The sequence below is a fragment of the Nocardia sp. Root136 genome (assembly GCF_001427185.1).
Classification (GTDB): Bacteria; Actinomycetota; Actinomycetes; order Mycobacteriales; family Mycobacteriaceae; genus Nocardia; species Nocardia salmonicida.
Window position 1 is genome coordinate 277,512 of record NZ_LMFE01000013.1, and the last position, 12,348, is coordinate 289,859.

The window sequence follows — 12,348 nt, forward strand, 5'->3', positions numbered from 1 at the left end:
TTAGACGATACGGCGAGCCGTGACGACGTCGTCTGCGCTGAGGTGGGTGTAGGACACCGGGGTGCCCGACTGCACGGCGTTGAGGAGCTGACCGTTGCCCGCGTAGATACCGACGTGGCCGCCACCGTTGGTGATGACGATGTCACCGGCCTGCAGGTTGTCGAACGAGACGGGAGCGCCGACGTGCGACTGCTCGAAGCTGGTGCGCGGCAGTTCGACACCGGCCTGGCGGTATGCCCACTGCACGAGGCCGGAGCAGTCGAAGCTCTGCGGGCCCGCGGCACCCCAGTTGTACTGGGCGCCCAGCTTGCCGCGAGCGGCATCGAGGGCGACGTTGCCTGCGGTCTGCTGCTGCGGCTGGGAGAACGGGTTCTCGAAGTTCACGCTCGGGAGCTGCGGTGCGGCCTGGCCCTGAGGGGCGACCATCGCCTGCAGCTGCTTCTCGACCTGCTGTGCCGGCTGCTCGAGCTCTGGCGGCAGATCGAAGTTACCCAGACCGGGGATGTTGATCGTGGCGGCCTGCGAAATCGCGGGCATCGCACCGGTTGTAGCGGCCACCGCGCCCATGACGAGGGCACCCTTGACGGAATTCGGCAGTCGAGAATCCCGCTGCAAGCTGTGTTTACCCACCGAGACGAGTCTCCGATCTTGCTACTCTCCCGCCGCTTCGTCGCGAATCGCTTGGCGATCATGACTATTCGGCGGTGACCCAGTGGCGCCGCTTCTCTGACGAACCGACAGACTCCACTAAGTCACGAGAAGATTACGGCCTGTGATGAGCGCTGTCCAGCGAAGCACGCAAGTTGTTTTCCTCCGACCGGAAAAGCCCAGAACAAGGGCTACGGCACCGGCGTGTCGGCGCGAGTAACGATTTCATCGTCACCGCCGCGCGGCGCGTTACCGATCGCGTAGCGCGCGCTCGAGTTCGTCGATGCGCGTCCTGGCGTCGGCCAGGTCGACCTCCAGCCTGCCCAACATGATCATCAGCGGCCCGATCGCCAGATCGGCCACCACCTGCGGATCCGGATCGTCGTAGCCCGCGCCGATCGTGGCCAGCAGGCCGCGCCGGATCGTGTCGACCAGGTGCGCGCCCTGCGGCAGCGGCCAGCTCGCCACGATCTCCGCGGTGGTCTGAGGTTCGGAGGACATCGGGCTCCATTCCGGATTCGACGGCAGTTCTCGGTTTCGCTAGCAGTATCTAGGACACAGCCGAGAGTTACCGAGATTCTCCCGTGCCCACGCGCTACGGTTATCCGGCATGGACCCCGTGCGCAATCCGTATGCACCCGGCGCCGGCCAGCGTCCACCCGAATTGGCCGGGCGCGACAAACAACTCGCGGCGTTCGACATCGTGCTCGAGCGCATCGCCCGCGGCCGACCGGAACGCAGTGTGATGCTCACGGGCCTGCGCGGTGTCGGGAAGACCGTGCTGCTCAATCAACTTCGCTCCGCCGCCATCTCGCGCGGCTGGGGCACCGGCAAGATCGAGGCACGGCCCGACCAGGATCTGCGCAGGCCACTGTCCTCGGCTTTGCACATGGCGGTGCGCGCGATCGCGATGTCGCACCGCAATCCCGAGCGCGTCGACGATTTCCTCGGCATCCTCAAGGCCTTCGCGTTGCGCGCCACCGCGGACAAGGGCATGCGCGAACGGTGGCAGCCCGGTATCGATGTGCCCGCTGTGACCGGCCGCGCCGACTCGGGCGATATCGAGATCGATCTGATCGAACTGTTCAAAGAGGCGGCCGCCCTCGCCGCCGATATCGGGGTCGGCATCGGCATTTTCATCGACGAAATGCAAGACCTCGGCCCCGCCGACGTGTCCGCGATCTGCGGCGCCTGCCACGAGCTGAGCCAGGACGGCGCCCCGTTGATCGTCGTCGGCGCGGGCCTGCCCCATCTGCCCGCAGTGCTCTCGGCCTCGAAAAGCTACTCGGAGCGACTCTTCAGCTACCACCGCATCGATCGCCTCGACCGCCAGTCGGCCGACCTCGCCCTCATCGCGCCCGCCGAACGCGAGGAGGTGAAGTTCACCGAAACCGCGCTCGATTCGCTCTACCGAAGAGCTGACGGCTACCCGTATTTCGTCCAGGCCTACGGCAAGGCCGCCTGGGATCAGGCACCCGAGAGCCCGATCACCGCCGAGGACGTCGCGGTGGCCTCCCCCGCGGCCGAAGAGGAACTGGCGGTCGGCTTCTTCGGCTCCCGCTACGAACGCGCGACCCCCGCCGAACGCGAGTACATGCGCGCCATGGCCGACCTGGCGGGCGACGACGCCCCGGTCGCCACCTCGGCGGTGGCCGCCGAGCTCGGCCGCAAGCCGGCCTCGGTCTCCCCCGCGCGTGACGGCCTGATCAAGAAGGGCCTCATCTACTCGGCCGAACGCGGCACGATCGGCTTCACGGTCCCCCACTTCGGCCGCTACCTCCGGAGCGTATGAGCGTCTTCGGGTTTCTAGTAATTAACCTAGAGATACGAAGAATTCCCTGCGGAGCTACGTCTCGACAGCCGTCTACAAATTTCTAGTGAAAGTGCTAGATCTCCGAAGATTGTCCTGAGTAACGATGCGCGCCCACCCGGAATCGTTTGCGCATCGAGTGGATAACGCGAGGGTTGACCGGTTAACACACTGGAAACCTTCTCCGAAACACCAGGCAGGAACGCATATTCCTAAGGGCGTCCCGCCGCAGACGGAGGAGGCCGCAATGTCGAAGACCTTCCCTATCACCGGCACCGGCGGTCGCCGCTGCACTGTCGTCGCCGATGACGGTGTGCCCATCGCGGTCCGCAGCTTCGGCGACAATGACGCGGCCCTGACCGTCGTTTTCGTCCACGGCCACTGCCTGCACACCGAATCCTGGTCGTTCCTGCGCGACCATCTGCTGCGGGATTGGGCCGCCGACGCCCGCATGGTCTTCTACGACCATCGCGGCCACGGCGAATCCGGGCACGCCCACCACGCCACCTACACGATCGACCAGCTCGCCACCGATCTCGACGCGGTGCTGCGCGCGGTCGTACCGGCCGGGCCCGTGGTACTCGTCGGACATTCGATGGGCGCGATGGTGGTGCTGGCCTACGCCCGCATCTACCCGGCGGCCATCGGTCACCGGGTCGCCGGGATCGGCCTGATCGCGGGCGCCGCGGGCGGCATCACCGAGGTCGGCCTCGGCAGACTCCTCAATCGGCACGCTGTGGCCTCGCTGCAGCGCGCGGTCGTGGCCGCGCCCAGGGTGATGCAGGCGTCGAAGCGCTTCTCCCGCTGGATCTTCGGTCCGCTGATCCGCGAGGCGAGCACGGGCACCCGGCGCCTGAACCCGCGCGTCGCGGCCATCGCCACCGCGGTGCTCAACGAGACCGCGCTGCTGACCATGTCCGGCTTCCTGAGCTCACTGCTCGACTTCGACGAGGCGAACACCCTCGCCCGCTTCGGCGATCTACCCGCTCTCGTCCTGGCGGGCTCGGCCGATCTCATGGTGCCGTTCACCCACTCGGTGGTGCTGGCCTCACAGCTGGCGGGCGCCGAGTTGGTACGGATCGAAGGCGCCGGTCACAGCGTGATCCTCGAACACGCCGAGGACGTCGCCCACTCGATCACCACGCTGGTCGACCGGGCGAGGATCGGCGCGCGCACGGGCTACGCCGTCGCTGGGTGAGCGCAACAGTTACCGGACGGCAATCCTGTGTTCTCCCACAACATCGGGCGTAAACCGAAAAGATCCGTTATTGTGGTGGAGATCACGTTGTGTGGTGAGTCACACGGCTCGGTGCAGTGCGGCCCGGGACTTTTCGGGCGTACCCGTGATCCGGCGAGTCGGTATGCCCGCCATATACACAGGAGGTAACGATGACACGCAGCGATATCGCGGAACTGCGCTACGCGGTCGGCCAACTCCGGCAATCGATCGGCGCACTGCGCTCCAACTACGGCGACGCGGCCACCATCCGTCGTCTGGAGAACGACCTCGAGCGGCTCGTCATCGACGCCGAGGACTTCGAGCAGGCACCACCGCCGGAACTCGCCGTCCCACGCAGGTCGGAGCCGATCTACGTCCCCGACAGCAAGTCCGACGAAGCAGCATGGATGGGCGCCCAGGACGAAGGCCTCGGCTTCCACTCCCGCCCCAGAACGAAGTAAGAACCTGATCACCGGCGCGACGGCCCTGCCTACAGGGTCGTCGCGCCGACCAGTATCTTTGGAGCGCTGGCGCGCTCGAGCGGGGCCCTTCGGGCCCCCGATCTTCCCTCCCTACGGGCACTCCTTCGTCGCACCCTTCGGTCAGTCCAGATCGGGGCGGGCCCCTTTCGGGTAGAGACACATCAGGACTACCCCGCTCGGTGTCGGCCCAGTTTGCGGGTTCGAGAGCCGTGGAAGCGGGCGCCTCGTGGGGCTTCGGTCGGTTCGTCGGCCTCGGCCGATTCGAACAGGGCCGCGATCCCGTGATCGTGGCCGAGCGCGATGGCCTCCAGTCCGTAGCGACCGCCGGTGCGGCCCAGTTCGTGCAGCATCGTGGTCATGATCCGCAGGCCCGTGGCCCCGACCGGGTGCCCGAGCGCGATGTCGGAGCCGTTCACATTGAGCCGGTCGAGTGGGTCGAGTTCCCATTCGGTGGCCAGTGCGAGCACCTCCACCGCGTAGCCCTCGTTGATTTCGAGCAGATCGATCTCGTCCAGCGAGCACCCGGCTCGCCCGAGCAGCTTCGAGACCGCGGGCGCTGCCCCCAGTCCGGGACCCGCGTTGTCACACCCGGCCGCGGCCCAGCCCGCGAGAAACGCCATCGGCGTCACCCCGAGCTCGCCGAGCCGGTCCTCGGCGACGACCAGGCACGCCGACGCCCCGAGCCGATGCGAACTCATGTTTCCGACTGTCACCACGCCCTCGCGCAGCAGCGGGCGCAAACCGGCAAGCGTGTGGGTCGACAGGTCGTCGCGCACGCCCTCGTCACGGGTGATCTGGTGATCGCCGAACCCGGCGGCCACCCCGACGACCTCGGCCGCGAACGCGCCCTGCCGCCAGGCACGAGCCGCCTTGCGATGACTGGCCACCGCGAACTCGTCGGCGGCATTGCGGTCGATCCCGTAGTAGTGCGCCAACCGCTCGGCGTTGTGCAATCCCGCGGTCCCACCGGGCAGCCCCGCATGGGTCGTCGCGCATTCCACCCCGCCCGCGACCACCACATCCGCGGCGCCGGTCTGGACCATCATCGCCGCGGTGATCACCGCCTGTAGTCCGCTACCGCCGTGTTTGTCGGTGACGAAACCGGGTACTGCGAAAGGTAATCCGGCACCGCGAGCGGCGAGCGAACCGACCGCGGGCACATCGGAGAGGCCACCATCGATACAGGCCATGGCCACATCGTCGATGCGTAGCGGGTCGATCCCCGAGCGTTCGATCACGGCGGACAACACCGTGGTCGCCAGCCACTCGGCGGGCATCCCCGACAACGCACCGCCCTCCACGCCACTGGGCGTGCGGACGGGCGCCACGATCGCGGCTCTTCTCATTGCGCGTCACGCTCCTCTCCCCGGCACGGGGGAATACCTGTCACAGGGCACCACAGGTTTGTTGCGCAGGCATGACGGGTCGTCACGACCTTCACGCCTGTGATCGAGATCACCGCCATGTGTGGTGACCGAGTGCATGAGACCCACCGCGAGCGGCATGAACAGAGGCGTATGGTGCTCCACATCACAATCCATCGCGGTGGGTAATGATCACTGCCGCAGACCCGAAGATCAGCGAGGCATCCACCGTGAGTGCCGCACCGACCGCTTCCCCCGCTTCCCACTCCGCGGGCACCGGCGTCTTCAGCAGAACGCGCGCCCGCATTTCCGCGCGCACCCTCCGCACCGACCGCTGGTGGCTACCGCCGCTGTTCACCGCGCTCGGGCTCGCCGCGTTCGTCACCTACGCGACGATCAGATCCTTTGTGCGGACCGCCTATTGGGTGCCCGAGTTCCACTATCTGACGCCGTTCTACTCCCCGTGCCTGAGCGACTCGTGCGTACCGGGATCGGCGCATTTCGGTACCCCGTTCCCCGAGCTGCCGATGTGGATCCCGCTGGGTTTCGTGGTGCTGCCGTTCCTGCTCGGCTTCCGGCTGACCTGCTACTACTACCGCAAGGCCTACTACCGCTCGGTGTGGTTCTCACCGCCCGCCTGTGCGGTGGCCGAACCGCACGCGCGCTACACCGGTGAGTCGCGGCTGCCGTTGATCATCCAGAACGCGCACCGCTACTTCTTCTACGTGGCGCTGGTGGTCTCGCTGATCAACACCTACGACGCGATCACCGCGTTCCACGGCAGCAGTGGCGGTTTCGGTTTCGGCCTCGGCAATATCGTCCTGCTGGTCAACGTGATCCTGCTGTGGGCCTACACCCTGTCGTGCCATTCGTGCAGGCACATCGTGGGCGGGCGGCTCAAGAACTTCTCCGCCCATCCGGTGCGGTACTGGTACTGGACCCAGATCTCCAAGCTCAACACCCGCCACATGGCGCTGGCCTGGACCACCCTCGGCACCCTCGTGCTCGCCGACTTCTACGTGATGTTGGTTGCGAGCCAGACCATTTCGGACCTGCGGTTCGTCAACTGAGCCGCGACAACGCGAGGAGCTTGTATTTCAATGCCAGACGTGGAACGGCACGACTACGACGTCGTGGTGATCGGGGCGGGCGGCGCGGGTCTGCGAGCCGTGATCGAGGCACGCGAACAAGGTCTTTCGGTGGCGGTGGTGTGTAAGTCGTTGTTCGGCAAGGCGCATACCGTGATGGCCGAGGGTGGTTGCGCGGCGTCGATGGGCAACGCCAATGAGAAGGACAACTGGCAGACGCACTTCAAAGACACCATGCGCGGCGGCAAGTTCCTCAACAACTGGCGCATGGCCGAACTGCACGCGCAGGAGGCGCCCGACCGGGTGTGGGAGCTGGAAACCTATGGGGCGCTGTTCGACCGCACGGCCGACGGGCGGATCAGCCAGCGCAACTTCGGCGGCCACACCTACCCCCGCCTCGCCCATGTCGGCGACCGGACCGGCCTCGAACTGATCCGCACGATGCAGCAGAAGATCGTCTCGCTGCAGCAGGAGGACTTCGCGGCGACCGGCGACTACGAGGCCAGGATCAAGGTCTTCGCCGAATGCACGATCACCGAATTGCTCACCGACGGCGGGGCGATCGCCGGCGCGTTCGGCTACTGGCGGGAATCGGGCGGCTTCGTGCTGTTCAAGGCGCCCGCGGTCGTGCTGGCCACCGGCGGAATCGGCAAGTCCTACACGGTGACATCGAACTCATGGGAGTACACCGGCGACGGCCACGCGCTGGCACTGCGCTCGGGCGCGACGCTGATCAATATGGAGTTCCTCCAGTTCCACCCCACCGGCATGGTCTGGCCGCCGAGCGTGAAGGGCATCCTCGTCACCGAGGGTGTGCGCGGCGACGGCGGCGTGCTGAAGAACTCCGACGGCAAGCGGTTCATGTTCGACTACATCCCGCCGGTCTTCAAGGGTCAGTACGCCGAGACCGAGGAAGAAGCCGATCAGTGGTTGCGCGACAACGACTCCGCGCGCCGCACTCCCGACCTGCTCCCCCGCGACGAGGTCGCCAGGGCGATCAACGAGGAGGTGAAGGCGGGCCGCGGCACCGAACACGGCGGCGTCTACCTCGACATCGCCTCCCGGATGCCCGCCGACGAGATCGTGCGCAGGCTGCCGTCGATGCACCACCAGTTCAAGGAACTGGCCGATGTCGACATCACGGCCGAGCCGATGGAAGTCGGCCCCACCTGCCACTACGTGATGGGCGGGATCGAGGTGAACCCCGATTCCGGCGCGGCGCTCGTCCCCGGATTGTTCGCCGCCGGTGAGTGTTCCGGAGGCATGCACGGCTCGAACCGGCTCGGCGGCAACTCGCTGTCGGACCTGCTGGTGTTCGGCCGCAGGGCAGGGCTCGGCGCGTCGGCCTACGTGCAGCAGCTCTCCGACAAGCCGACGCCCGCCGAAGCCGACATCGAAGCGGCCACGAACACCGCACTGGCGCCGTTCGACTCGCGCGCGGACGGCTCCGGCGAGAACCCGTACACCCTGCACTCCGAACTCCAGCAGACGATGAACGACCTGGTCGGCATCATCCGCAAGGAACACGAGGTGCGCGCGGCGATCGACAAACTCGCCGAGTTGCGCGCCCGCTACGCCAACGTGGCGGTGCAGGGCAAGCGGCCGTTCAACCCCGGCTGGCATCTGGCCCTCGACCTGGCCAACATGCTGATCGTCAGCGAATGTGTCGCGCAGGCAGCGCTGTTGCGTACCGAGAGTCGTGGCGGCCACACCCGCGACGATCACCCCGGCATGAACCCGGATTGGCGCAACACGTTGCTGGTCTGCGCGGTCGATCCGTCGTCCGATGCCCAGATCCCCGACGTCACCGTCACCCGGGCCGACCAGACGCCGATGCGCGAAGACCTACTCGCCCTGTTCGAACTGAGCGAGCTCGAAAAGTACTACACCGAGCAAGAATTGGCTGAGCACCCGGCAGCCGAGGGAAAGGCGTAACCATGGGATACGACGCCCGGTTCCGGGTCTGGCGCGGCGACATCGAGGGCGGCAGCCTCGAGGACTACACGGTGGCGGTGAACGAGGGCGAGGTGGTGCTCGACATCATCCATCGCCTCCAGGCCACCCAGACTCCCGACCTCGCGGTGCGCTGGAATTGCAAAGCGGGCAAGTGCGGTTCGTGTTCGGCGGAGGTGAACGGGCGCCCGCGTCTGCTGTGTATGACGCGAATGTCGACGTTCACCCAGGACGAGGTCATCACCGTCACGCCGATGCGGACCTTCCCGATCATCAAGGACCTGGTCACCGACGTCTCGTTCAACTACGAGAAGGCACGGGAGATCCCCTCGTTCACTCCGCCGCCCGGTCTCGCGGCGGGTGACTACCGGATGAAGCAGGTCGATGTGGAGCGCTCCCAGGAGTTCCGCAAGTGCATCGAGTGCTTCCTGTGCCAGGACACCTGCCATGTGGTGCGTGATCACGAGGAGAACAAGCCCGCCTTCGCGGGCCCGCGCTACCTGATGCGCATCGCGGAGTTGGAGATGCACCCGCTCGATACCCGCGATCGACGCGAAATGGCCCAGGAGGAAGCAGGTTTGGGCTATTGCAATATCACCAAGTGCTGCACCGACGTGTGCCCCGAGCACATCAAAATCACCGACAACGCGTTGATTCCACTGAAAGAACGGGTCGTGGATCGACAATTCGACCCTATTGTCTGGCTCGGCAATAAATTGTTCAGACGGTAGGTACTGTTGTCGCTGCGGGGTGCGAAGCCCCGCAGCGACGGCTGCCTACAAGACAGCGACAGTCCCTACAGCGACTAATCCGACCAGTAATCCGATGAACAACGCCGACAGCAAAGAGCTGGTGAGAACGTAGATTCCGATCGCCGATACCGCGAACAGCAGGATCACGATCAGGCGTTCCACCCCGTCCTCAGGCGCTAGCCTCCGGTACCGGGGTGGCATTTTCTTCAACCCTCGGTCCATATACCCGGGTTACCCGACCGAGCGTCGCATCAAACCTCGGCCTATGCCGAATATCTATCGTTCTGTGATCTAGCGTGATCAAGGACGATCGAACTCACCGTCGTGCACGCCCGCGGTGAAGGCGGTCCATTCACTCGGGGTGAAGATCAGCACCGGACCCTCGGGATTCTTGCTGTCGCGCAGGGCCACATGCCCCTCTGCCAGCATGGCGACCTCCACGCTCCCGTCACCGGTGCCTGCCCGCAACCAGGTGGCGCCGGTGGTGTCGATGTCGCGCTTGGTGTTCACGCGAACGCGCCGGTGTCGATGCCACGGGTGAAGTCGTCCCAGCTCGCGCCGTCGAACACCAGAGCGGGACCCGCGGGATTCTTGCTGTCGCGCACCCCGACGTGCCCGCCGAACAGGAAAGCTACTTCGACGCAATCCTTGCCTGCACCACTCCGAGTGCTCTTGAACCAGTGTGCGTCAACAAGATCGAAACTCATGCCACATACTCCTTCGCGACCTGCCGTAGCAGGTCTCTACTCGGTGGGATATCCAGCGCATGGCGCTGGAGGCATTCGTGAGCCCGGTCGTACCTTCGAACATCCGCGCGTCGTTCCAGGTAGAGGTCGCCGGTAAAGCCTTCGGCGTACACCACCGGCGGTTCGACCGGTTGCCCCTTGCTGTCGGTACCGAACTCGAGAACCGTGAAAGGTCCGGTCGAGACTCCGAGTGGAACTCCGGCGGCAAACGGCAGGATGCGCAATGCGACATTACTTCGGGAACTCGCGTCGGCGAGGTGTCGCAACTGCGCAGCCATCACCTTCGCATCACCGACGATGGTACGCAATACCGATTCGTGCAGAACCACATCGATCTCGGCGGGTGAATGCTTGCGGGTGATCAACGCCTGACGTTGCATCCGCAGTGCGACCCGGCGATCGAGCTCGTCGACCGAATCCTTGGGAAAGCCGAGATGATTCAGTGCCCGTGCGTATTCCGCCGTCTGTAGCAGACCGGGAACCAGTTCGGATTGATAGGCGCGCAACCGGTGCGCCGATGCCTCCAGACCCACATAGATATCGAAATTCTCGGGAATCAGATCCCCGTAGGCGTGCCACCAACTTTTGACGGCAGCCTGCTGCGCGAGGCCGGTGAGACCGCCGGCGAGATGGTCGGGAATGCCGTAGATCCGGCACAGTTCGTGTACATCGATAGTGCGGATGCGGTCGGCCTGCCCCTTTTCCAGCCGCTGCAGGGTGCTGGCGCCCCACTCCATCAGCCGGGCGGCCTCGGCGATGGTGAGCCCGGCCTGGGTGCGCCAGTCGCGCAGGTAGCGACCGAGTTGGCGACGCGGCAGGGTCGAGGAGACGCCTGCCTGCCCGTCTGTTCCGTTCGATGCCACAGCCCCACTCCTTCTGTGTCGCACGCCGCCATCCGCTCCGAGCCCCGCGGTGACGGTGGAATTCGTCCACTGTGGGGAATCCTGCACTCCCCCTTGGATCTTGTGCTGGGAATTCGTGCTAAATCTAGCCGATCGGGCGTGTACTCACCGTTAGCCGGGTATTTGCGTGCTGTGCTTGGGCCATGCAATTGAGCGAAGTGAACATGCGCGTCGCCACAGCACTGCTGAGTTGCTCCACCGATCCGGGTCCGATGGAGCCCGAACAAGCCCATGCCGCAATGCAATTGCACCTCGACTGCACCGTCGAAGAGTGTCGTGTGCGCAGGCGGGCGCGTAATACCCTCGTCGAAGCGGGCCGCTGCGTACTGGACGCGCGCGCGACGCGCTAGCGGTGGCCCGCATCAGGGGTAACCCGGCCCAGTGTCGGCCCCACTCAGCAGTGTCCCAACTCAGTGGTGACGATGGTCGGTGAGCGGGTCGCGCGGGCCGAACTTCGGTTTGTGCGCCTGCCCGCTCAGCCCGAGCAACCGCACCGCGCGGTAGCGGTGCGGTTGTAGCGGTCGCAGGTATTCGACCATCGCGTCGTCGTCGATCGGGTGACCGAGCAGGCTCCAGCCGACGACGGCGGCGAGGTGGTAGTCACCGACCGAGAGGGCATCGGCATCGCCGAAGGCGCGTTGCGCGGTCTCGGCCACCGTCCATACCCCGATGCCGGGCAGGCTGCGCAAACGTCGCGCGGCCTCGACCGGGTCGAGGGTGGCGGTGCGTTCGATCGAGTCGGCGACTCTGGCGGCGCGCACGATGGTCTGTGCGCGCTGCGGGCCGACATTGGCCCGGTGGTATTTCCACGACGGGATCAGCCGCCAGGTGTCGGCGTCCGGCGCCACCATCAGGCCGATCGGCGCCGGGCCGGGTGCCCTCGTCCCGAACTCGCGAACCAGGGTGCGCCAGGCCGCGAACGAGGATTTCGTGTGCACCTTCTGTTCGAGGACGGCCGGGATCAGCGACTCCATCACCAGGCCGGTCTTCAGCATGCGCAGGCCCGGAACCGTGCGATGGGCCTCGACCAGCTTGGGATGTTCCGGGGTGAAGTCGTCGAGGTCTTCCTCGAGGCAGAGCATGCGGTCGAGACCGGCCAGGAATTCCTCGGCGCCGGGGCCCCAGGCGCGGGCGGTGGCGCCGTCGCGGCCGTCCTGGGTCAGGCGGTAGGTCACCACGCCGGTGGGCAGTCGTGAGGCGTGCCAGTGGGAGCCGTCGGGGCCGACGTGGTGACAGGGGTCGCCGCCGCCGCGGCGCAGTGGTGCCACGGTGATGCCGACGTCGAAGGGCCTGCTCGACCGGACGGTCCTGGACAGCCCGGCCGAAGCCAGGTGCTGGTCCAGGGTCTGATCACGCATCCGACCATTGTGCGCCTGTGATCGGG

Annotated in this window: 14 protein-coding genes; 7 read left to right on the plus strand and 7 right to left on the minus strand. The window is 66.1% G+C overall.

All coding sequences use genetic code 11. The annotated features are described in order from the left end of the window. Positions 1-567, minus strand: a complete 567-nt coding sequence (locus ASD42_RS32000) for a C40 family peptidase (RefSeq protein ID WP_056823990.1) — start codon at positions 565-567, stop codon at positions 1-3. A gap of 330 nt (positions 568-897) precedes the next feature. Then, on the minus strand, positions 898-1,149 hold the full coding sequence (locus tag ASD42_RS32005; protein ID WP_056823993.1) for a hypothetical protein: 252 nt from the start codon (positions 1,147-1,149) through the stop codon (positions 898-900). Positions 1,150-1,258: 109 nt separating this feature from the next. Between ASD42_RS32005 and ASD42_RS32010 the strand changes: the two genes are divergently transcribed. The 3 genes from ASD42_RS32010 to ASD42_RS32020 all read left to right on the plus strand — a co-directional run bounded on the left by ASD42_RS32010 (position 1,259) and on the right by ASD42_RS32020 (position 4,138). Next, on the plus strand, positions 1,259-2,440 hold the full coding sequence (locus tag ASD42_RS32010) for an ATP-binding protein (RefSeq protein ID WP_056823995.1): 1,182 nt from the start codon (positions 1,259-1,261) through the stop codon (positions 2,438-2,440). Between the two features lie 265 nt (positions 2,441-2,705). Beyond that, entirely contained in the window at positions 2,706-3,656 is a 951-nt protein-coding gene (locus ASD42_RS32015) for an alpha/beta fold hydrolase (RefSeq protein WP_056823999.1), read from the plus strand. Positions 3,657-3,847: 191 nt separating this feature from the next. Then, on the plus strand, positions 3,848-4,138 hold the full coding sequence (locus ASD42_RS32020; protein ID WP_056824003.1) for a hypothetical protein: 291 nt from the start codon (positions 3,848-3,850) through the stop codon (positions 4,136-4,138). 188 nt (positions 4,139-4,326) lie between these two features. Here the strand turns inward: ASD42_RS32020 and ASD42_RS32025 are convergent, their stop codons facing one another. After that, positions 4,327-5,505 carry an acetyl-CoA acetyltransferase gene (locus ASD42_RS32025; protein WP_082844325.1) on the minus strand — a complete coding sequence of 393 codons (1,179 nt, stop codon included), beginning with the start codon at positions 5,503-5,505 and terminating at the stop codon, positions 4,327-4,329. A gap of 248 nt (positions 5,506-5,753) precedes the next feature. Here ASD42_RS32025 and ASD42_RS32030 point away from each other — a divergent pair, with 248 nt between their 5' ends. From ASD42_RS32030 to ASD42_RS32040, 3 genes are read left to right on the plus strand one after another with little or no spacing between them, the layout of a single operon-like run. Further along, positions 5,754-6,593, plus strand: a complete 840-nt coding sequence (locus ASD42_RS32030) for a hypothetical protein (RefSeq protein WP_200950551.1) — start codon at positions 5,754-5,756, stop codon at positions 6,591-6,593. Between the two features lie 30 nt (positions 6,594-6,623). Beyond that, positions 6,624-8,546, plus strand: coding sequence for a fumarate reductase/succinate dehydrogenase flavoprotein subunit (locus ASD42_RS32035; protein WP_056824007.1), 1,923 nt, complete (start codon positions 6,624-6,626; stop codon positions 8,544-8,546). 2 nt (positions 8,547-8,548) lie between these two features. Further along, complete coding sequence (locus tag ASD42_RS32040) at positions 8,549-9,295, plus strand: succinate dehydrogenase/fumarate reductase iron-sulfur subunit (protein ID WP_056824009.1); 747 nt, start codon at positions 8,549-8,551, stop codon at positions 9,293-9,295. 321 nt (positions 9,296-9,616) lie between these two features. On the opposite strand, the gene ASD42_RS32050 is transcribed toward ASD42_RS32040, so the two are convergent. The 3 genes from ASD42_RS32050 to ASD42_RS32060 are packed head-to-tail and all read right to left on the minus strand — an operon-like array spanning position 9,617 to position 10,925. Next, complete coding sequence (locus ASD42_RS32050; RefSeq protein WP_056824014.1) at positions 9,617-9,826, minus strand: DUF397 domain-containing protein; 210 nt, start codon at positions 9,824-9,826, stop codon at positions 9,617-9,619. Further along, positions 9,823-10,023, minus strand: a complete 201-nt coding sequence (locus ASD42_RS32055) for a DUF397 domain-containing protein (RefSeq protein WP_056824017.1) — start codon at positions 10,021-10,023, stop codon at positions 9,823-9,825. Before ASD42_RS32055 ends, ASD42_RS32050 begins: the two co-directional genes overlap by 4 nt. After that, on the minus strand, positions 10,020-10,925 hold the full coding sequence (locus ASD42_RS32060) for a helix-turn-helix domain-containing protein (RefSeq protein ID WP_056824020.1): 906 nt from the start codon (positions 10,923-10,925) through the stop codon (positions 10,020-10,022). Before ASD42_RS32060 ends, ASD42_RS32055 begins: the two co-directional genes overlap by 4 nt. Positions 10,926-11,107: 182 nt before the next feature. On the opposite strand from ASD42_RS32060, the gene ASD42_RS32065 reads away from it, so the two are divergent. Beyond that, a complete protein-coding gene (locus tag ASD42_RS32065) occupies positions 11,108-11,314 on the plus strand; it encodes a hypothetical protein (RefSeq protein ID WP_056824023.1) in 207 nt (68 codons plus the stop codon). 60 nt (positions 11,315-11,374) lie between these two features. Here the strand turns inward: ASD42_RS32065 and ASD42_RS32070 are convergent, their stop codons facing one another. After that, positions 11,375-12,322, minus strand: a complete 948-nt coding sequence (locus ASD42_RS32070; protein ID WP_056824026.1) for a DNA-3-methyladenine glycosylase family protein — start codon at positions 12,320-12,322, stop codon at positions 11,375-11,377. Between the last annotated feature and the right edge of the window lie 26 nt (positions 12,323-12,348).